General features: G+C 42.0%; 20 protein-coding genes. 4 read left to right on the top strand and 16 right to left on the bottom strand.

The genetic code is table 11. From position 1 onward, the window contains the following. Together BQ8014_RS13530 and BQ8014_RS13525 are read right to left on the bottom strand one after the other, a co-directional pair. Positions 1–226 (bottom strand): FHA domain-containing protein (locus BQ8014_RS13530; protein WP_139785166.1); only part of this gene is annotated, 226 nt, incomplete at its 3' end. Positions 227–229: 3 nt separating this feature from the next. Then, on the bottom strand, positions 230–613 hold the full coding sequence (locus tag BQ8014_RS13525) for a LytTR family transcriptional regulator DNA-binding domain-containing protein (protein WP_080905972.1): 384 nt from the start codon (positions 611–613) through the stop codon (positions 230–232). A gap of 269 nt (positions 614–882) precedes the next feature. On the opposite strand from BQ8014_RS13525, the gene panB reads away from it, so the two are divergent. Together panB and proS are read left to right on the top strand one after the other, a co-directional pair. Then, entirely contained in the window at positions 883–1,704 is an 822-nt protein-coding gene (panB, locus tag BQ8014_RS13520; RefSeq protein WP_080905971.1) for a 3-methyl-2-oxobutanoate hydroxymethyltransferase, read from the top strand. Positions 1,705–1,781: 77 nt separating this feature from the next. After that, positions 1,782–3,263, top strand: a complete 1,482-nt coding sequence (gene proS / locus BQ8014_RS13515; protein WP_080904805.1) for a proline--tRNA ligase — start codon at positions 1,782–1,784, stop codon at positions 3,261–3,263. Between the two features lie 196 nt (positions 3,264–3,459). On the opposite strand, the gene kdsA is transcribed toward proS, so the two are convergent. The 14 genes from kdsA to prmA all read right to left on the bottom strand — a co-directional run bounded on the left by kdsA (position 3,460) and on the right by prmA (position 17,743). Next, entirely contained in the window at positions 3,460–4,266 is an 807-nt protein-coding gene (gene kdsA, locus BQ8014_RS13510; RefSeq protein ID WP_080904804.1) for a 3-deoxy-8-phosphooctulonate synthase, read from the bottom strand. Continuing rightward, a complete protein-coding gene (gene miaA / locus BQ8014_RS13505; RefSeq protein ID WP_080904803.1) occupies positions 4,267–5,202 on the bottom strand; it encodes a tRNA (adenosine(37)-N6)-dimethylallyltransferase MiaA in 936 nt (311 codons plus the stop codon). Positions 5,203–5,508: 306 nt separating this feature from the next. Beyond that, the gene (locus BQ8014_RS13500) at positions 5,509–7,779 is read right to left on the bottom strand and encodes a TonB-dependent receptor (RefSeq protein ID WP_080904802.1); all 2,271 of its coding nucleotides are present in this window, start codon (positions 7,777–7,779) and stop codon (positions 5,509–5,511) included. Further along, positions 7,776–7,961, bottom strand: coding sequence for a hypothetical protein (locus tag BQ8014_RS13495; protein WP_080904801.1), 186 nt, complete (start codon positions 7,959–7,961; stop codon positions 7,776–7,778). Before BQ8014_RS13495 ends, BQ8014_RS13500 begins: the two co-directional genes overlap by 4 nt. 376 nt (positions 7,962–8,337) lie before the next feature. Beyond that, positions 8,338–9,387: a glycosyltransferase family 9 protein gene (locus tag BQ8014_RS13490; RefSeq protein WP_139785130.1), complete on the bottom strand. Its 1,050-nt coding sequence runs from the start codon at positions 9,385–9,387 to the stop codon at positions 8,338–8,340. Positions 9,388–9,605: 218 nt separating this feature from the next. Continuing rightward, positions 9,606–10,856, bottom strand: coding sequence for a C10 family peptidase (locus BQ8014_RS13485; RefSeq protein ID WP_080904799.1), 1,251 nt, complete (start codon positions 10,854–10,856; stop codon positions 9,606–9,608). Positions 10,857–10,912: 56 nt separating this feature from the next. Next, on the bottom strand, positions 10,913–11,350 hold the full coding sequence (locus BQ8014_RS13480) for a hypothetical protein (RefSeq protein WP_080904798.1): 438 nt from the start codon (positions 11,348–11,350) through the stop codon (positions 10,913–10,915). A 148-nt stretch (positions 11,351–11,498) separates the two neighbouring features. Continuing rightward, positions 11,499–11,894 (bottom strand): DUF3244 domain-containing protein, encoded by a 396-nt coding sequence (locus BQ8014_RS13475; RefSeq protein ID WP_160150091.1) that lies wholly within the window; start codon positions 11,892–11,894, stop codon positions 11,499–11,501. Positions 11,895–12,141: 247 nt separating this feature from the next. Further along, complete coding sequence (locus BQ8014_RS13470) at positions 12,142–13,821, bottom strand: tetratricopeptide repeat protein (RefSeq protein ID WP_080904796.1); 1,680 nt, start codon at positions 13,819–13,821, stop codon at positions 12,142–12,144. 794 nt (positions 13,822–14,615) lie between these two features. Continuing rightward, complete coding sequence (gap, locus tag BQ8014_RS13460; protein ID WP_080904794.1) at positions 14,616–15,620, bottom strand: type I glyceraldehyde-3-phosphate dehydrogenase; 1,005 nt, start codon at positions 15,618–15,620, stop codon at positions 14,616–14,618. Between the two features lie 237 nt (positions 15,621–15,857). Further along, complete coding sequence (locus BQ8014_RS13455) at positions 15,858–16,238, bottom strand: hypothetical protein (protein ID WP_080904793.1); 381 nt, start codon at positions 16,236–16,238, stop codon at positions 15,858–15,860. Further along, positions 16,216–16,593 carry a hypothetical protein gene (locus tag BQ8014_RS13450; protein WP_080904792.1) on the bottom strand — a complete coding sequence of 126 codons (378 nt, stop codon included), beginning with the start codon at positions 16,591–16,593 and terminating at the stop codon, positions 16,216–16,218. Before BQ8014_RS13450 ends, BQ8014_RS13455 begins: the two co-directional genes overlap by 23 nt. Before the next feature lie 10 nt (positions 16,594–16,603). Beyond that, on the bottom strand, positions 16,604–16,804 hold the full coding sequence (locus BQ8014_RS13445) for a hypothetical protein (protein ID WP_080904791.1): 201 nt from the start codon (positions 16,802–16,804) through the stop codon (positions 16,604–16,606). Positions 16,805–16,885: 81 nt separating this feature from the next. After that, positions 16,886–17,743 (bottom strand): 50S ribosomal protein L11 methyltransferase, encoded by an 858-nt coding sequence (prmA, locus tag BQ8014_RS13440; RefSeq protein ID WP_080904790.1) that lies wholly within the window; start codon positions 17,741–17,743, stop codon positions 16,886–16,888. A 110-nt stretch (positions 17,744–17,853) separates the two neighbouring features. Between prmA and BQ8014_RS13435 the strand changes: the two genes are divergently transcribed. Both BQ8014_RS13435 and BQ8014_RS13430 read left to right on the top strand, forming a co-directional pair. Beyond that, positions 17,854–19,212, top strand: coding sequence for an MATE family efflux transporter (locus tag BQ8014_RS13435; RefSeq protein WP_080904789.1), 1,359 nt, complete (start codon positions 17,854–17,856; stop codon positions 19,210–19,212). A 59-nt stretch (positions 19,213–19,271) separates the two neighbouring features. Further along, on the top strand, positions 19,272–19,661 hold a 390-nt coding region (locus tag BQ8014_RS13430; protein ID WP_139785165.1), incomplete at its 3' end, for a cytidylate kinase-like family protein.

The raw sequence follows: 19,661 nt of genomic DNA, 5'->3' as shown, positions 1-19,661 counted from the left end.
CGCATAGGTCCAACAGGTAGTGGTCGCCGAGGCGGATCCGGTCGCTTTCGGAAATTTTTTTCCGGACTACCTGGATCTCATTCACGAACGTACCGTTGGTCGAACCGGTGTCCTCGATATAAAATTGCCCTTCCCTGTCTTTCGAAAGTATTGCATGATGCCGGCTGACGTGCGAGTCGTCAACGACAAAGTCATTGTCATTCGCTTTTCCTATCCGTATTTCCATACTTTATTCCAATGCCTCCGCGGTTTTTGTCATTTCTTTTTCCAGCTGATCCTTCAGTACTTTTAGCGGATCTTTGGAAATGACCAGTTCCCGGGGTTTCCCTTCATTTCCCAATAATACGAGCTTCTGTTTCGGCAAGTTAATCTGAAGAATATGGTTTTTATTGATTATATGGCTTTTCCCGACGCGTATTAAGAAGGAATTGATGTCGGCTACCTGCTTTCCCAGGATTTCTTCGATTTTACCGATATTGATGGCAAAAGTGAACTGAATGCCTTCGGCCAGAACTAATTTCGTATAATTGCGATCTGCTTCAAAATATAATATTTGTCTGATCCTGATTCGTAATAATTCATCTCTTGTCTTTATTACCAAATAGTGGTCCATGCGCAAGTCCTGTCCTTTATTTTCCATCGTTTTTTCATTGCTATGCAAATATACATGAAAAAGTTGATTTTAGAAACCGAGTGATCGGTCTTTATTCAACCAAGGCTTTTTCGTCGGTAACCGGCAGATTGAGCATGCGTCTTCCCCGATCCTTTGTGTATAAGGCTACATAGATTATACGATAGGATATGCCGAATTATTCCCTTGGCAGTACTTTTTTTCAAAAGAGAATTGCATACCTTTGCACATCTAATAACAGCAAAAGCAAAATGTCAGTAGCAAAAACAGATGATAATAGAAAGGTAACCACCCGGCGGTTGATGGAGATGAAACAACGGGGCGAGAAGATTTCGATGCTTACGGCCTATGATTTCTCCATGGCTAAGTTGATCGATCATGCCGGGATCGATGTGATACTGGTCGGCGACTCCGCCTCGAATGTCATGGCGGGAAATATAACTACGCTTCCCATCACCCTGGATCAGATGATCTATCATGGCAAATCGGTGATGAAGGCCGTAAACCGTGCCCTGGTGGTGGTTGACCTGCCGTTCGGAAGTTACCAGGGAAATTCGAAGGAAGCCTTGGCTTCGGCCATCCGGGTTATGAAGGAGACGCATGCCGACTGTGTGAAGATCGAAGGTGGGGCCGAAATAAAGGAATCGGTCGAGCGGATCCTCAGCGCCGGCATTCCGATCATGGGGCATTTGGGACTGACACCGCAGTCAATCAATAAATTCGGAACCTATACGGTTCGCGCCCGCGAAGAGAAAGAGGCGGAGAAACTGCAGGAGGATGCGCGCTTGCTCGAAGAGTTGGGTTGCTTTGGCATCGTGTTGGAAAAAATCCCGGCCATCCTGGCGGCGAAAGTGGCGAAAGAACGGGCGATCCCGATTATCGGCATCGGAGCCGGCGGGGGAGTCGACGGGCAGGTGTTGGTGATGCACGATATGCTGGGGATTAACCAGGAATTTTCCCCCCGTTTCCTGCGGCGGTACGCCAATTTGGGGGAGGTGATTACCGGAGCGGTACAAAACTATGTAAAAGATGTCAAAACGGGAGATTTCCCGAATGAAGCGGAGCAGTATTAAGATATACGGATTTTTTGTACATTTGTCCCTTCTTTTTGAACGGAATGATAGAATAAAATAAGATAAGAGATAGAGAAATGGCAAAAGAGCTGAAAGAACTGACCTCAAGAAGCGAAAACTATTCGCAATGGTATCAGGACTTAGTGATAAAAGCCGATTTGGCTGAAAATTCCGCCGTTCGCGGCTGTATGGTAATCAAACCTTACGGATATGCAATCTGGGAAAAGATGCAGTCTATTTTAGACCGTATGTTTAAGGAAACCGGTCATCAGAATGCCTATTTTCCTTTGTTGATCCCCAAATCCTTCCTGAGCAAGGAAGCGGACCATGTGGAAGGCTTTGCAAAAGAATGCGCCGTGGTGACTCATTACCGCTTGAAGAACAGCCCGGATGGGAGCGGGGTCGTTGTCGATCCGGCAGCCAAGCTGGAAGAGGAGCTGATTATCCGTCCGACCTCTGAAACCATTATCTGGAACACATATCGCAACTGGATCCATTCTTACCGGGACCTGCCTCTTTTGATTAACCAGTGGGCGAATGTGATGCGTTGGGAAATGCGTACCCGTTTGTTTCTCCGTACGGCGGAGTTTCTATGGCAGGAAGGGCATACGGCCCATGCGACCAGTACCGAGGCGGAAGAAGAAGCTAAAAAAATGCAAGGGGTTTATGCCGATTTTGCCGAGAATTATATGGCCATGCCGGTTGTCAAAGGGGTGAAATCGGAGAGCGAACGTTTTGCCGGTGCCGTGGATACCTATACGATCGAGGCGATGATGCAGGATGGGAAAGCCTTGCAGGCCGGTACGTCCCATTTCCTGGGACAGAATTTCGGAAAAGCGTTTGATGTTACCTTTATCGACCAGAATGGAAAGAGCGATTATGCTTGGGCTACTTCATGGGGAGTCTCCACCCGCTTGATCGGAGCGCTGATCATGGCGCACTCGGATGATAACGGACTGGTCTTGCCGCCGCACCTGGCGCCGATACAAGTCGTATTCATCCCGATCTACCGCAACGAGGAGCAATTGAACGCGATCCGGGAAAAAGGTTCCGCCCTCTTAAACCGCTTGAAAGCATTTGGCATCTCAGTAAAACTGGATGACGCCGACAATAAAAAACCGGGATGGAAATTTGCCGAATATGAGCTGAAAGGAATTCCGGTTCGCCTGGCGATGGGCGGACGCGATCTGGAGAACAATACGATCGAGGTGATGCGCCGCGATACGCTGGAAAAGGAAACATTGTCCTGCGAAGGAATTGAGGAGTACATCAAGAACCTGTTGGAAGAAATCCAACAGAATATCTATCGCAAGGCGTTCGACCTGCGCGAATCGCGTACCATTACGGTCGATACGTACGACGAATTCAAAGAGAAAATCGAAGAGGGCCTGTTTATAATGGCCCACTGGGACGGGACGCCGGAGACGGAGGAAAGGATCAAGAATGAAACAAAAGCGACCATCCGCTGTATTCCTCTGGATGGAGACCGGACGCCGGGAAAATGTATGGTGACCGGTCAACCGTCGGCACAACGTGTTTTGTTCGCCAGAGCTTATTGATTTGTGTCAGAGGTTCTAAAAGTCGCGACTTATACGGAAAAAATTGAGTGCACTCGATTCTATCATTGAGTATACTCGATGTCAAAAAGGAGTATACTCAATGAATTGATCGAGTATACTCCTTTTTCAGGGTGGCGCAATGCTTTTTAGACAGCTTCATAAAATTATATTTACGCCTCTTATACGGGGCGTTTTTTTATTTCCGGATCGCTTGGCGGATACGAACCAGCTTTGTTAATAATCCTTCCAATTGGTCGAGCGGCAGCATGTTGGCTCCGTCTGACTTGGCCGAATGGGGATCCGGATGGGTTTCAATGAATAATCCGTCCGCACCGACGGCGACTGCCGCCTTGGCTATGGTTTCAATTAATTGGGGAAGCCCGCCCGTAACACCGGATGTCTGATTGGGCTGTTGCAGAGAGTGGGTGACGTCCATTACGACCGGAAAGCCGAAGGCCTGCATGGTCGGCAGCCCGCGGTAATCCACGACCAGGTCGGTATAACCGAAAGTGGTTCCCCGTTCGGTGAGCATAACCTGCTTGTTCCCGGCGTCGACTACTTTTTGTGCGGCAAATTGCATGGCTTCCGGCGAGAGAAACTGTCCTTTCTTGATGTTTACAATCTTGCCTGTATGAGCCGCCGCAACCAATAAGTCGGTCTGCCGGCAAAGGAAGGCGGGAATTTGGAGTACATCTACATAGGCGGCCGCCATTGCAGCCTCTGTCGTTTCATGAATGTCGGTGACGGTCGGGACACCGAAAGTCGCATTTACTTTCTGTAAAATCTTCAACGCTTTCTCATCCCCGATACCGGTAAAGGAATCCAGGCGGGAGCGGTTGGCTTTCCGGTAAGAACCTTTGAAGATGAGAGGGATGTTCAGCTTTTGTGTGATACTGACAATCCGTTCGGCAATTTGTAAAGCCATTTCTTCTCCTTCTATCACGCAGGGACCCGCCATCAAGAAGAAGTTTTCATTATTTCTAAAGTCGTTGAGATTGCTCATTTATTTTTGTTTTATTTCTGTTTCATTTAATAATTCAAGCGTACGGGCTATCTTTTCTTCCGTCGGCAATGTGGCATCGATCCAATGGATTTCGAAACCGCGCCGTTCCATTCCCCGGAACCAAGTCATCTGCCTTTTGGCAAATTGATGGATGGCAATTTCCAAGCGGCTGACCATTTCATCATAAGTCAGTTCTCCTATCACGTAAAGTGTCAGATATTTATATTCCAACCCATAATAAATCAAATCCTCCGGTTTCACTCCGGTAGCCAGGATTTGACGGACTTCTTCTACCATTCCCTCTTCCAATCGGCTGCGTAGGCGGGAAGATATTTTCCGGCGCCGTAATTCACGGTCGATATGAATGCCGATGATCAGGCTGTGGAGCGGTTCGTATTCATTCCGGTCAGGAGCCCTATTCCGGTAGTATTCTTCAATCTCAATCGCCCGGATTGCCCGTTGGGCTGTATCGACATCCGTTTTATTGTGTAGTTTCTTATAGGAACGAAGGATCTCTTCCAACTCCGTGAGTGATTTGCCTTGAAGGATCTTCCGCAAAGCCTCGTTCTTCGGCACGTCCAACAGTTTATATCCGCTCAGTACGGATTCGATATATAAACCCGTGCCGCCACATAAGACCGGCCACTTATTTCTTGCTTTTATTTGCCGGTAGACGTGATGAAAGTCGTGCTGATATTCGAAGATATTATATTTGTCTCCCGGTTCCCGGATATCAATTAAATGATAAGGGACTGCTTGTCCGTTCACACAATAATCTTTCATATCTTTTCCGGTTCCTATGTCCATCGAACGATATACTTGCCTGGAATCGGCTCCGATAATTTCTGCATCCAGCCGTGCGGCCAATGCTGCGGCAAAAGAGGTTTTGCCTGATGCAGTCGGCCCTAAAACCGTTATAAGTTCGTATGAATCCATGGCTGACAAATGTACATGAAATTTTCCTGAATTCCGCGCTGGACTGCTAAAATGGTTTTCCGTATAATCTGATTTTGAAATTGCAGTCGCCGGGCATTCTCCTTGTATTGTCTTGCCTTTGAAAGGTCTTCATTTGTTAAGTAAAAATATAGGTTTGATTTTCAGTATATTGAAAAAGAAGAAATATAGGTTTTGCTAAAATGGAATGGCGTCTATTCTTTAATCATGGAAGCTGGTAGGACAGTCTGGACAATTACGTTGTTTCCTTCAACGGACTTTCCCTCAATAAAACTGTTTTGTATCGCTTTACAACGAAATGCCCTTTTCCTTACTCTTAATGATATTATCCAATTTAATCTTTTGTTTGTTGTTTTTTCTGAAAGTATAGCGAAGCAAAATCCATGGATGCGCCGACTGGTCGATCATCCGGTTGGACGAAAAAGAACGGTAGGTTCCGCTGTGAGTCGTAATATCCGAACGTAAAGTTCCCCAGAAATAGGGAAGGGCTACTGCAATGTAGAAGTTCTTGGTAAAATTGTAATTGACTTGTACTTGCGAATATTCGGGTGTGACTTGCGTGAGCCGGGATACCGGTGTATACTGGTAGTTTTGGTAAGAAATATCTCCGCTGAACGTCCACTTTTTATATGTTGCCATGAATCCTCCGCCACAAGAAAAACTCTTTAGAGGATCCATCCCCGAGAAATAATCCACATGATGGTAGGCATTCGCATAGATACGTCCCCATTTGTTCAGGCGGTAGCTGACCGAACCGCCGAGCGTGAGCGTTTTGAAACGTCCCATATTTCGGTAGGTGCTGGTATAGATTCCGTTTTCGCTAAAACCGAAAGGCTCTATCCTGTCGGTATAAATGCTATAAGAGGTGGAAGGGGTGAGATACCATCCGGACTTGTTAAAAGTGTAGGAACTCTCGATTTGGTGATTCTGAACGGGAAGCAATTCCGGGTTCCCTTTAACAACTACCAACGAATCGGTGGAGGTATTGTACGGATTCAATTGCCCAACGGCGGGAGCCGTATTTGTCAGGGTATAACTCATCCGAGAGGAATGATTGCGACTGAATTCATATGTTCCGCTGAAGGAGGCGCGCGGCTTGATATAGCGGTTGGAAACGTTGCCCGCTCTCAACCAGATCCCTTCGATGCCGGCCGAGGCCATATAAAAGAGGTTTCCCGTCTTGCTACTGAATGCCGAGTATAAATATTCGTTCCATGCCCGGTGGCGGAACACCGGATACCCTTCGCTTACCTGATTGATATGGTCGTTTACATACATCGTCTCACTACCGACGTTCAGGCTGTTGACCTCTCCCCAGCTCCATGAATAATCGATATTCAAGCTGCCGGATGAACGTTTATTCCTGTATTTATATAGATTACGGTAGCGCCAATCGGGATATATCTCTTCCCGTTCTTCATCGCTATCGTCTCCGTTCTTGTTGTAGGCAAGCGTTGTTTCCAAGGTCTTGTCATCCGTGAAATAATGTTTGTGATATAGGCTCCCCGTCAGGATATAAGCGTCGTTGCGGTTAAAGGCGGTATAATCGAAATCCTGTAAATAGTCGGTTTGATACTCCCCGGTTCCCCATGACCTTATCTTTTTTAATTTTTGTTGTCCGTAAGCGTGAGCGGCCAGATAATCCTTTTCCGTAAATTTCCATTTAAACAATAGTTCTCCCAATTGATAATTGCTGTTTTCCCTGATTACCCCGTTGTTTTGCTTGTAATAATTTTCACCCCGTTGCCAACCTTGGGTCTCGGTATTATTGTCATAGGTATAATTTGCAGCAGCTCTACTGTACAAAGAATATTTTTGATTTCCGATTTCGAAATAAACGACTCCCATGCCGTTTCGTATAGGAACATCATGCCGTGTCGCGGTCTCAAAGAAGGTATAAGGGGCTGTTTTCTTCTTTAGCTTGATGTTGAGGATATGTTTCGCCCCTGTCCTTAAATAACGCGCATTGACTACATCCATGATTTCCACCGATTCTATCTCCTTGGGGTCGATAGGAGCCACGCCGGAATTAATTGTATTTCCGTCTATCAGTATTAAAGGTGAGCTTCCGTCTTCCATCGTAATTTTTTGCAAGGCTTCATTGGAGATCAGCTTGGGAATTTCTTTCAACGCACGGTAAGGGTTCCCGCTGTTTTTAGCTTGTTCTGAAAGATAAAAAATATGTCCGGTAGCCGTACGTTTCACGTAATCGCTCCGGTTGGCAGTCACTACCACATCATCTAATTCCACATCCCTTTTGGGCATTAGCATATACTCCGTATTTAAGCTACGTTGAAGGTCAAGCATTTCCTCGAATACATTATACCCGGGGTAGGTAATCTGTAATTCATATTCCATCTTGGAAAGATTTTTGATGGAGAATTTACCTTTTTCATCGGTTAAAGCGGCGGCAAACAAAGAATCGTTGATCGAAAGCATAACTTGCACCCCCGGTAAGGTTTCCCTCTTCTCGTCGATAACAACGCCGGAGAATGAATATTGTGCGTCGGAGAATTGGCTTCCCAAGATGAACGGCAATAGTAATAGGATTTTTTTCATCGTGTATATCGATTGCTGAACTTGACGCTGTACTTTTCTCCCAGATGGTTGAACGAACGTCTGGCGGATTCTTCGGCGGTAATGGTTTCCCCCGACAAAGGTTCGCCTTGTTTCACACGATCAGTGGATGATGATGCTTTAATAAATTCTAATTTGTGGTTGTTTAATCCCTCCGTTCCCATAATATCATAAAGTTATAATCTATACGAAAGTAGTATTTATTTTTAATCAAAGGATAGACTAAATTATGATATTAGAGTTATAAAAAATCTTATTTCTTTACTTTGTTTTCCACCTATTTAAGAAATGCACTTTTCTGTAATCCGATTTTTCCTGGAAGGTTAACAGGAACTTCTAATTTTACAGATTGTGAAGGATTATCCAGAAGAGGGTGAAGTGTTGCAATATACCAGGTTTTTTCATCTCCAAATAAAAAATATAAACATAGTATACCGCTTTACAATGAAATGCCCTCTTCCTTGCTTTTATTGATATTATCCAATTTGCCGTGTTGCAGTCTCAAAGAAGGCATAGGGAGCCGTTAATATTGAATGCGAATTAATAAATAAGGTTTTGAAGATTTTTGTCTAATCTTCGCCAGACTTCTTCGGGAGATATAAGGTCGAACCGGTCTTGGTATGACAACTCCTCATTGTGCGCTGCTTTATAATCTATTTCCTGAGGTTCGATCCCATCGGCGGCAACAGATCTATCCGGTAACCATACTTTTATAGAAATATCGGGCGGAAATATGGCAAAAGATGGAATGCCCAAAGCCTGCGCCATATGACGAGGACCACCTTCATTACCGAAAAAGTAATCACAATTACTAATCAAGGCAGCCAGCTCCTTCAGGCTTTTGGCCTCAATATTAATATATATGCGCGGATCTTGCCCCATTTGTTTATACAGAGTTTGAGCAAAGTCTTTTTCCTGGCCACCAGAATAGTTAAATACTAACTGAGTATCCGAATATTTATCTAACAGTTTTTCCAATACAGTTTTCATCTGTGACATCGGCCATCTTTTGTACTGTAAACGGGCGCAGACGGCACAGATGATAACAGGTTTTGTAAAATCAATACCCATGGATTGCATATAACTTTTGTAGGATGACTTCTCTGTCCCACGACAATGGAGATAAAATTGAGTATTGTCTTTTATATCAAATTCTTTTCTGAGAGGATCGAGCAGTTTTTGCAGATGTTGAATAATGTTTTTATTGATATCTACGTTATCGACCCGATAATTATAGATCAATCTAGTATACGTTTTTTTACGCCCTATCCTATATTTCGATCTCAGTGAAAATAGCGGGAAATACATTGTATTAAGTGTAGAGCGTGCATCTATAATGATATCATATTTTTCCGTCTTCATGAGCTTTCGTATCTTTCTCAGATACGAAAAAAACGAATGTTTTTCTTCTTCGCTAAAAGTGATAAGTTTGTCTATATCGGGATGTGTATCAAATAACGGTGCGATGCAAGTATTGAGAACATAGTGAATTTCACAACCGGGTATCGATCTTTTTAAGGTAGTACAAATTGAGGATGTCAATACCGCATCTCCTATACGGCGAAATCGGATGATTAATATTTTACACATATCTCTATTGTTTTCCCTCAATTACGCCATCCTTTCTTTATGTCGTAAATATTTGATGGCTAGGGTTGTAGGATATAAATAAGTTAAATAAGTCTTATCTTTATTGATTTGAAATTCAAATGTCTCAGGAGGTGACAATCGTGTAGTCTATTATAAATTAGGGAGAGAAGAGTCCTCCCTAATTTATAATGATTCTTATTTATAAGGTATTTTATAGTTTACTGACCTAGTATTCCTTTGATATATAATTGTTCATTATCTTTTATAAATGGATAATCTATGTTAGTCGGTTGTTCTACATTTGTATATACATACCATCCATCAGATGAACCTGACCAACCCCAATTACAGTAATATGACATTTGGCTATCATCTACTGCGACGTATTTACCTCCTTCTGATTTGACATAACCACGAACTCCACAAATTACCCATGTATGTCCTGCTTTTTCTCCTTTTTTCTGAAATCCTGCAGTTACATCATAATGACCATTTGCAGTAGTATTTAATAATTCCCCATAATCGATATTACCGTTCCTAAATATATAACTTATTCTCCATGTATCGAATGTGTTACATATATCATGAGCCCACGCTCCACTACCATCACATGAATAATTCATGCCAACAAGATCTCCTATATATTTTGCCAAATCTCCAGCCATATTATAATAATCAGCCGAAGGAAAAGAAGCGTTTGTTAGAGCTTCAAAATCAAATCGTCCATTTAATCGTGATGCAGGCGCGTTTAATGCTGCTATAGCTTGAGCTAAGGCTATAGCTGTACATCCTGCCGGACAGTGGCTACAACCATTACCTGCAGGAGTATATATGTTGAAAGGATAGCCTTGATGCCATTGCGTTATTATATTCGGTCCGACATTTATATAGAAGTTACTGGATGTTGACTTGGTAATTTGCTTCGTAGAGGTTTCATCATATTTTATCAATTGTTCTTGGCAGATAAGCGGTATATTATATAAAATTCCTGCAAGAGCTTTATTATATACTGTATCTGATAAATTACCATCTTCAGTATATGCATATACCTGATTTAATCTTTCATCACTTGAAACAATACTAAACCCTTTCTTTTTATTCTGTTTGAAATAAACAGTATATAAGGTAAAAGAATCATTATCTAATGATTTCAAATTTTCTGTTTCTAGAACACCTTGTTTATTCGTTATATTAAAATGGTATAACGTAGAATCAACATCTATAACTTCTATTCTTTCATTGTCTTTATTAATATTAATATTTTGCGTACTGCTTTTTGTTAATGATTGATTTTTAGCACTAAAGTCTGACACTAATTGAATAGCCTTAGTTACAGTGGGAGAATTAAGAAAATCAGATTTATTTTCTATATTTGCATTTTCTTCTTCTATAAATTCAGTGGACTCAGTACACGAGATTACTGAAAACAATACAATAAAAGCTGATAAAAACAAGTAATTTCTTTTCATAATAATTGATTTTATATGTTGTCAGATTGTTTTGTAAAATATTATCAACTAATATTTTAATCTTTTTGAATTACCACTAAATCTGCTCCTTCTTGGCGCGTGTTAGGTGCAACAATTGTAATTAATATTTGTCGCTCCTGTCCAGAATCATTTTTTAGTAAATGAATATCTAATTGATTGTTATCTTCCTTTATGAGTTTAAACCATCCTTCATCAATAGGAGCTTTTTGTATGCGAGTAGAATCTTCATATTCGACATACTTATAAATAGTATCGGAACCTATCACAACTCTGTAATTACTGACAAACCAAAATTTATCTTTGGTTTCATTTAGAAAAGAGATAGTAGTATCCTTAGAAACTACCGTTTGTGTATATTCTTTGAATTTAAAATCACCAGAACCTCCAAAAGGAAGTTCATTATCTTTATTACTGCACCCTGTAATAGTTACAGTCAATATAGAAAATAAAAACAGCTTATAAAATCTTTTCATGTTTGTGTGTTTTACTAAGTAAATAATTGAAAAGCCTCCGCCTTAATATGAGTCTCTTTTATATAAATTTATATACTACGAAACTCGCTCTATTTATAAATTCTTAGCCATCTTTTTTGGTATAATAGTTATTCCCTACATTGTTTTGTCATATTTCAAAATCGCCGTACATCATACCTTTCTCATTGGAGAATGTAATAGTGTAAACACCCTCTGGCAATCCTGAAAGCGGAATAATGAGCTCTTGCTGTACCGATGTGTTGACTGTAACATTATACACTTGGTTATTTTCACTATCGGTAAGAGCGATCAATATGTCTCCTAACTGTTTAATGAACGTTATATAAATCACATTACCTTGTTTTTGCGCGATAATAGGATCCACCACGGAGCGAAGTCCTCCAGTATTAAATTTTCCTTCCAAATCTATCGGATCCGTTTCGGTTATTTCAGTATTTTCCGGAAGCAGAAATATTCCGGAATTTACTTGTGTGGGGAGAAGTAACCATCCCGCGCACATAATTAATAATAATTGTTTTTTCATATAGAGCATGTTTTAATATTTATCTGAAAGTAAAATTAAATATACCGAAATGAGAGAAAGCATCCATATCGGTTTTTCTTTTTATGATGTAGGTTTTCCTTTTAAATGGGAAGTTGTGATTTGATTGTCAGGGCGTTGCTAATATTGAAATATAGCTTTCGGTGAAGTGAAATAAAGATTGTGGCATTCTGTTCTATTGTTGTCAAAGCAATATTTCTGATTTGCGGATTCTGCAAAGAAATATTTTTCAACCTAATGTCTCGTCTAAATGGGTGGCTATATCACTGCCCGATTCTATCCCCATCTTTTTGCGGAGTTTAGTACGGCGTACCTGTATGGTGTTAGAGCTTTGGTTCAGGATAAGGGCGATCTCTCTTACCCTGAATCCGGCATAGGTAAGGATGCATACCTTAAATTCAGCGTCGGAAAGGGTGGGGTATTTTTTTCGTATTTTTTCCGAGAAACCGGGTCGTGCCATGTTAAATGCTTGAAGCATGGCCTCCCATTGTTCTTTTACACTTTTGTCTCCATAAACAATTTTATTGAATTGCTTGATCCATGCGGATTTTTCCGGATTTTGTTTGTCCGACCGGGCGATTTCACCATTTATTTTAACTACCTTCTTGGTGATATCAAATCGCCATAATAGATCCTTCCGCAGGTCGAGGTTTTTCTGATGGACGGCTACCTCCAGATTGCGGTTCATCTCTTTTAGGGTGTCGATATTCCGTTGCGTTTCCGCCTTCCGGTTTTTCTGCCGGATCCAATAGAGCGTAAAAACGGTTCCTCCGGTTATGACCATGACCAGCAAGGTGATGATCCATTGCTGCCTGACGGATATATTCTTGTAATACTGTTTTTGCAATTGTTCGTAATCGTATTTCTGCTGTATTTCATAGATGGATTGATTTTTCCGTTCTTTCATGATCCGGGAAAATGCCTTCATACGTTTCTCTTGATAAAAAAAGGCTTTCCCATAGTTGGAATGCATTTTTTCCCATTCTGCTAAATAGAGGTAGGCGCTTGCCTTGAAATAGTTGTCTTTTAAGGAATCGATATGCTGTTTTAACAATTCGGTATACCAGATAGCAGAGTCCTGTTGTCCCCCCATACAGAAATATAGTTCAGCAAAATTCAAATAATAGCGGGATAATTCAGTAGAATCCCGATTGATTAGAAAGGATTGACGTAGGTAAGTTTCGGCTTTATCGTATTGTTTCACTTCTTTATATGCTACGCTCAGGTTTTGTGCCAATAAGCTTAACAGTTTTTCATCTTTAGAAGCTTGCGCTAACTCCAAGCCTTTATGGAAATAGAAGAACGCACTATCGGGTAGTTGTAATAATGTATACATCCTCCCCATGGCGCTTAGGCATTGCGTTTGTTTTTCAGGCATTCCATGGTAAAGCGCTTCTGCTGTTTTATAGCTTTCCAATGCTTGACGATACATTCCTTGTATGGAAAACATATCCCCGGTATTATATTCTATTAGTCCCTGCAAACCGATATCTTCGGACTTTGCAGCATAGCTCCCGGCTTTTTTGTAATGCAGCATGGTCTGCTTATAATCCTCCTGTTCGCGATATACACATCCACTGTAGAAGAACGCCAGTGCCGTTTTCTTAGGGTCTTTGTTGTGATCTAGGAAATAGTCCCGGGCGTTGAAAATAAGCGTATCCGCGCTGATATCACGATAGGTCTTGTATTTAGCCTGTACCTTGGTAACAAGGTATTGCATGTATTCAGCACGGTTCAGGCTCTTTTCGGGAAAGAAAATGGAGTCGATGCGGATCAGCGCACTATCGGGGTGATCTTCCATCCATTGTACGGCTTCCGCCAGAAGCTTTCTTGCTTCAGGTTGCGGATTACAGGCGGTGATGAGTGACAATCCAAGCGTAATTAGTATGTAATGGATAGCGACACGCATTAATTTTTTTGCTCGTTAGTCACAACAAATATATGAAGAAAAACAATTCTTAAGTCTATAAAAGCATTCAACTTCCGAACTACGGGAGAAAAATATCCGGCTTTGTTTGGTAGTGCCAAAAGAAAGCACTATTTCTGTTGTACACTATAAAGTACGTCAAATCTTAAAATTATGAAAGTTATCAGTTCGGTGGAATTACGCAATAACATGAAAAAAACACCTCGATTTGGCGGCTTCGGAAATGGTTGTAATACAGAGGGGAAAAACGAAAACATTCGTATTAACAAAACAGGATGATTTGCCGGATGATTTTGATAGCGGTCTTACAAAAACTGAACTAATGAAAGGCATTGAACAGGATTTGAGAGAAATTTATAAAAGATGAGTGTCTTGTTTACGCCTAGTGTTAGGTACTACTTCAAAGAACTGTCTGTAATCCTTTACGAGGAAGACTATTTTGGATTCTTTGAAAACGCCTTACAATATGCAGACAAATTATTTACGGAAATAGAAAACAATCTCCCAAATAAGCATAAAAAAATTGCACCAAAGTACTTCGATCGGTATGGGAAAGAAAACTCATAACTATGACTGTGCACAGTCATAGTTATGAGTGCGCTCGTTCATAGTTATGACTGCATTCATTCATAGTTACCAATTTTTTAGTGGATAAGCGATGACTTTTTGACACCTACGGCGCCTGTAGAAAGGGTAAATAATGGTTTCTTACATAGTGATATAAAAAGAAAAGGGGACTTCTGGAGTCCCCTTCGCTTCATTTATGGTAGGATAATTTATCCGTTTACTTTTGCCAAATGAGCGACTAATTCCAATACTTTGTTGGAATATCCCCATTCGTTGTCATACCAGGATACGACTTTTACGAATGTGTCGGTCAAAGCGATACCTGCTTTTGCATCGAAGATGGAAGTGCGGGCGTCACCCAAGAAGTCGGAAGATACGACTGCATCTTCTGTGTATCCGAGGATACCTTTCAGTTCGCCTTCGGAAGCTTCTTTCATTGCTGCGCAGATTTCGGCGTATGTAGCCGGTTTAGCCAAGTTAACCGTCAAGTCGACTACAGATACGTCCAAAGTCGGAACACGCATGGACATACCCGTCAATTTACCGTTCAATTCAGGGATCACTTTACCTACAGCCTTAGCAGCTCCTGTAGAAGAAGGGATGATGTTTCCCGATGCAGCGCGGCCGCCTCTCCAGTCTTTTGCCGAAGGACCGTCTACCGTTTTCTGTGTAGCTGTTGTTGAGTGAACCGTAGTCATCAAACCATCCTTAATACCGAATTTGTCATTCAATACTTTAGCGATCGGAGCCAAACAGTTGGTTGTACAAGATGCGTTGGATACGAATTGGGTACCTTTTTTATATGCATCCAAGTTAACACCGCAAACGAACATTGGGGTATCATCTTTGGAAGGAGCGGACATTACAACATATTTTGCACCTGCATCGATATGGCCTTGCGCTTTTTCTTTCGTAAGGAATAAACCGGTAGATTCAACAACGTATTCTGCACCTACTTCATTCCATTTCAAATCGGCAGGATTTCTTTCGGCTGTTACGCGGATTGCCTTACCGTTTACGACTAATTTGCCGTCTTCGATAGCAATCGTTCCTTTGAATTGACCGTGCATTGTGTCATACTTCAGCATGTAAGCCATGTAATCAACATCGATCAAGTCGTTGATACCTACGATTTCAATGTCATTTCTTGTCTGGGCAGCACGGAATACCAAACGTCCGATACGGCCAAATCCATTAATACCTACTTTAATCATTGTAATAAAACTTTTAGGGGTTTATTAATAAAACTAAATTACTTCCTCTCTATTTAACATCCGCAAGGCGTAGCACAAGAAGAAAATGTTGCTATTAAATAAAAAGCAACAATTATATAAGTGATTATACGTTTCATATTACACCTTGTTTTTAAAACGACCGTAAAATTAATAATTTATTCTGTTCTTTAGGATATAAGGAGCGGAAAAACCTGTTTTATAACACAAATTAATATTTTATTTCACCTTCTTTTTTGAAAAGAGCAGATTGCGAATAAGAGATTGTGCTTTACGAACGCTCCACGTCAGAATGAACGGCTTTGAAATATTCCAAGCCATTGGAACCAAGTCGCTAATTATACCCGCATAATTGGTGTGCCCGGAGGCTGTTTCTGCCTCTCTCCGGGTCGTTATCTGGGAAATTCCCTTCCCTATTTCTTTTTGAGGCCTGGCAGAAGGAAAGATCAACGAGCGAATGGATGAGAAAGCTATGCTTCCCATATTTTCCTGAATATAGGACAGATCTTTACTGAATCCTTTCTCAAATCGTTCGCATTCGAGACGAAGGCGTTCTTTTTCAGCCAATAGCTTTTCCTTAGGAGTTTGACGTCTTCTCATGATTTGTATTATCTTCTTCTGTCAGTAAACTGATGATTCTGTTTTCTATAAACTTTTTTATTCCTTCTTTTCTAAGATAGACCAGTAATATTGCCAACAGATAAATAATGGCAACACAAGTAAATCCTAGTCCCAAACTATTGAAAAGAGTGCCTAAATAGAGTCCTACCGCTAAAAAGATAAACAAGTTAACGAAAAAAAACAGAAACAATCCGATAAGCCCATAACAAAGTGCGGCTGTAACCCGGCTGATTTGTTCCAGGGTACACACTTTGTAATAGGCTAACTTCAGTTCCAGATAAGCGGTAAGATCTTCTTTTAACTTACTGAAAATTGTGCCGGAAGTATTTTCCATCCTATCGCTTTTATTCGTTGGTAGATTCTTCTGGTTTACATTCGGAATACTTTGAGATAGCCGATGCGAATCCTTCCTTTATTTTCCCAACTACGTTATTCAGATCTTCCAGCAATTCCTTTTTGTCTGCGGCTGCAACGTACCCTACGGCTGCGCCTATTGCAGCTCCAATTACAAAACCTAATAATAATTTAGAATCAAATCCTTTCATAAAATTCTCCCTTCTATTTATGGTCCCTTTACTATATTAATAACGGATTTTTAATCCGATAGTTTTCTCCGGCAAGTTAATTTATGTTGTTTGCTTTTGTAATTTGATGGCGCACCAATGGTTCCGTTCGACAGTGGCCGCCGTCTTGAGCCCGGATTCTTCCGCTTTTTTCTCCAAAGCTGAAATATCTTCGGTATAAAAACCGCTCATGTAGAGAAAGGATTTCGGCTTCAATGCCTTACTGTAAAAGGGAAGGTCGTTCAGTAAAATGTTCCGGTTGATATTGGCGAAAATATAGTCGAATGTTCCCTGCAGACCGATTAAGCCGGCATCTCCCAGCAATACTTTGATATCATCGGTGTGATTGAGCCGGATATTTTCCAGCGCATTCTGGTAAGCCCATTCGTCGTTATCGATGGCAACGACCCGCTTTGCTCCCTTCATTTTGGCCAAAATGGCCAGAACAGCTGTCCCGCACCCCATATCCAACAGTTCGGCACCTTCCAGATCCAACTTCAGCATTTCCATGATCATCAGGTAAGTCGTTTCATGATTTCCTGTTCCGAAGGCCATCTTGGGGTCGATCACGATTGTATGCCGAAAGCCTTCCTCCGGTTGGTGGAAAGAAGCGCGGATGAGGCATTGATCACCGATCTCGATCGGCTTGAAGTAGTTTTTCTCCCATTCGGCATTCCAGTCTTTTCCTTCTATCAGGCTTTTGGCGTACTTTATTCCTACATTGTCCAAAGGAAATGCCGCTAATTTGTCCTTCAGGAGCACTTCGTTGTAGGCCGGTGCAGGAAGGTAAGCCTGAAGCGCTTCCTCTGACTGGATAAAACTCTCAAATCCGATTTGTCCGAGTTCCTCCGCCAATATATCATGGAGGATGGAGGCCGGAATAGGTGAGGAGTAGGTAAATACAAACTCGTAATAATTCATCGTTGTGTTGATCTATGTGAATTCAGAATCAAAGGTATGAAAAAAAGGAATAAAACCGTACCTTTGCCGAGATTTTAAGACCTGCTTATGATGCAAGTAGACACATTTTTATGACACAAGTTAAATCACCTGCCACTATTGGTACCGAACGGATTGGCAAGCTTTTGAAAGAATATTCTATCCCTGCGATTATTGCCATGGCCGCCTCCTCACTCTATAATATTGCCGATAGTATTTTCATCGGGCATGGAGTCGGTTCGCTTGCCATATCCGGTTTAGCTGTTACTTTCCCATTAATGAACCTGGCGGCGGCCTTTGGTTCGCTGGTCGGCGTCGGCGCTTCTACCCTGATCTCCGTGAAACTGGGGCAGAATGACTTTGAGAAAGCGAACCAAGTATTGGGTAATGTCGTTGTCCTGAACCTGATTATAGGTTTTCTCTTTGCCGCCATCTGTTTGATTTTCCTGGATCCGGTTCTCTATTTCTTCGGCGCCAGCGAACAAACGATCGGTTATGCGAGGGACTTTATGCGTATCATTCTTTACGGGAATCTGATCACACACATGTATCTGGGATTAAACGCTATACTCCGTTCGAGCGGTTATCCCAAGAAGGCAATGAATGCAACCCTCGTGTCTGTCGTGATCAATTGCATGCTGAACCCGCTTTTCATATTCGGATTCGGTTGGGGAATCAAAGGCTCGGCTTTGGCAACGGTCATTTCGCAGACGATTTCGCTTATCTACCAGGTTATCCATTTTATGAATCCCCAGGGATATTTACGTTTCCAGAAAGGGATTTACCGGTTGAGGAAAGAAATTGTCGGAGGTACTTTCGCCATCGGCATGTCTCCTTTCCTTGTAAATGCATGTGCTTGCCTGATCGTGATTCTTATCAACCGCGGACTGATGCATTACGGAGGCGATTTATCCATCGGGGCTTATGGCATCGTCAACCGGATTTCCTTTCTCTTTATCATGATTATGATCGGGCTGAACCAGGGAATGCAGCCGATTGTCGGCTACAATTACGGCGCCCGCCTCTATAGCCGTGTGTTGGAAACAACAAAGTTAACAATCCGTTGGGCGGTCGGAATAGCGGTCGTCGGATTCCTTATTTGCCAGTTATTCCCGGGGGTGATCGTCCGGATGTTTACTACGGACCAGGAACTGATCGACCTTTCCATTTTCGGACTCCGGGTTACCTTGATTATTTTTCCCATTGTCGGATTCCAGATCGTAGCGACCAACTTTTTCCTTTCGATCGGGATGGCGCGTACCTCTATCTTTTTGTCACTTACGAGGCAGTTGATTTTCCTGGTTCCTTTCCTTATTATATTGCCTATGTTTTTCGGTACGACGGGAGTTTGGGCCAGTATGCCGTTGGCTGATGCCATATCGACAATTGTTACGGCGATTGTTTTTTTCCGGCAAATAAAGATCCTGCGAAAAAAATGGGAGGTACAATAATGGAATCCGATTAGAATGTGTAAATTAAAAGCGTGGAAATAAAATAAACGGATAAGGGCATGAAAAAGAGAATGATAATTACGATCGGGCGGCAGTATGGCAGTGGCGGGCGTGAAATAGGGAAGAGATTGGCCGAATCCCTGGGCATCGGTTACTATGATAAGGAGTTGTTGGCGGTAGCCGCCAAGGAAAGCGGCTTTTCGAAAGAACTTTTTGAAAAAGCGGATGAACGGGCAAGCAGCGGTTTGCCGTATGCTTTCAGCATGGGATTTTCCTATTTAGGCGGCATGACGCCTTATCATGATGTATTGTCAAATGAAGGGCTATTTAAAATACAGAGCGATGCTATCCGCAAACTGGCTGCCAGGGAGTCCTGCGTTATGATCGGCCGGTGTGCGGATTATGTGTTGAGGGAAGATCCGGCCTGCCTGAGCATTTTTATTCATAAT

The sequence above is a fragment of the Parabacteroides sp. Marseille-P3160 genome (genome assembly GCF_900162725.1).
Classification (GTDB): domain Bacteria; phylum Bacteroidota; class Bacteroidia; order Bacteroidales; family Tannerellaceae; genus Marseille-P3160.
The sequence above is the reverse complement of the archived record's forward strand: the minus strand, read 5'-3'. Positions and strand labels throughout refer to the sequence as shown.

What these genes read in the sequence shown, in the direction of transcription:
- BQ8014_RS13495 (WP_080904801.1), bottom strand. Translation starts at nt 7,961, where the DNA reads ATGGGAACGGAGGGATTAAACAACCACAAATTAGAATTTATTAAAGCA.
- miaA (WP_080904803.1), bottom strand. Translation starts at nt 5,202, where the DNA reads ATGGATTCATACGAACTTATAACGGTTTTAGGGCCGACTGCATCAGGC.
- gap (WP_080904794.1), bottom strand. Translation starts at nt 15,620, where the DNA reads ATGATTAAAGTAGGTATTAATGGATTTGGCCGTATCGGACGTTTGGTA.
- panB (WP_080905971.1), top strand. Translation starts at nt 883, where the DNA reads ATGTCAGTAGCAAAAACAGATGATAATAGAAAGGTAACCACCCGGCGG.
- BQ8014_RS13445 (WP_080904791.1), bottom strand. Translation starts at nt 16,804, where the DNA reads ATGAAAGGATTTGATTCTAAATTATTATTAGGTTTTGTAATTGGAGCT.
- BQ8014_RS13525 (WP_080905972.1), bottom strand. Translation starts at nt 613, where the DNA reads ATGGACCACTATTTGGTAATAAAGACAAGAGATGAATTATTACGAATC.
- prmA (WP_080904790.1), bottom strand. Translation starts at nt 17,743, where the DNA reads ATGAATTATTACGAGTTTGTATTTACCTACTCCTCACCTATTCCGGCC.
- BQ8014_RS13475 (WP_160150091.1), bottom strand. Translation starts at nt 11,894, where the DNA reads ATGAAAAAACAATTATTATTAATTATGTGCGCGGGATGGTTACTTCTC.
- BQ8014_RS13470 (WP_080904796.1), bottom strand. Translation starts at nt 13,821, where the DNA reads ATGCGTGTCGCTATCCATTACATACTAATTACGCTTGGATTGTCACTC.
- BQ8014_RS13450 (WP_080904792.1), bottom strand. Translation starts at nt 16,593, where the DNA reads ATGGAAAATACTTCCGGCACAATTTTCAGTAAGTTAAAAGAAGATCTT.
- BQ8014_RS13455 (WP_080904793.1), bottom strand. Translation starts at nt 16,238, where the DNA reads ATGAGAAGACGTCAAACTCCTAAGGAAAAGCTATTGGCTGAAAAAGAA.
- kdsA (WP_080904804.1), bottom strand. Translation starts at nt 4,266, where the DNA reads ATGAGCAATCTCAACGACTTTAGAAATAATGAAAACTTCTTCTTGATG.
- BQ8014_RS13480 (WP_080904798.1), bottom strand. Translation starts at nt 11,350, where the DNA reads ATGAAAAGATTTTATAAGCTGTTTTTATTTTCTATATTGACTGTAACT.
- proS (WP_080904805.1), top strand. Translation starts at nt 1,782, where the DNA reads ATGGCAAAAGAGCTGAAAGAACTGACCTCAAGAAGCGAAAACTATTCG.
- BQ8014_RS13485 (WP_080904799.1), bottom strand. Translation starts at nt 10,856, where the DNA reads ATGAAAAGAAATTACTTGTTTTTATCAGCTTTTATTGTATTGTTTTCA.
- BQ8014_RS13435 (WP_080904789.1), top strand. Translation starts at nt 17,854, where the DNA reads ATGACACAAGTTAAATCACCTGCCACTATTGGTACCGAACGGATTGGC.
- BQ8014_RS13490 (WP_139785130.1), bottom strand. Translation starts at nt 9,387, where the DNA reads ATGTGTAAAATATTAATCATCCGATTTCGCCGTATAGGAGATGCGGTA.
- BQ8014_RS13500 (WP_080904802.1), bottom strand. Translation starts at nt 7,779, where the DNA reads ATGAAAAAAATCCTATTACTATTGCCGTTCATCTTGGGAAGCCAATTC.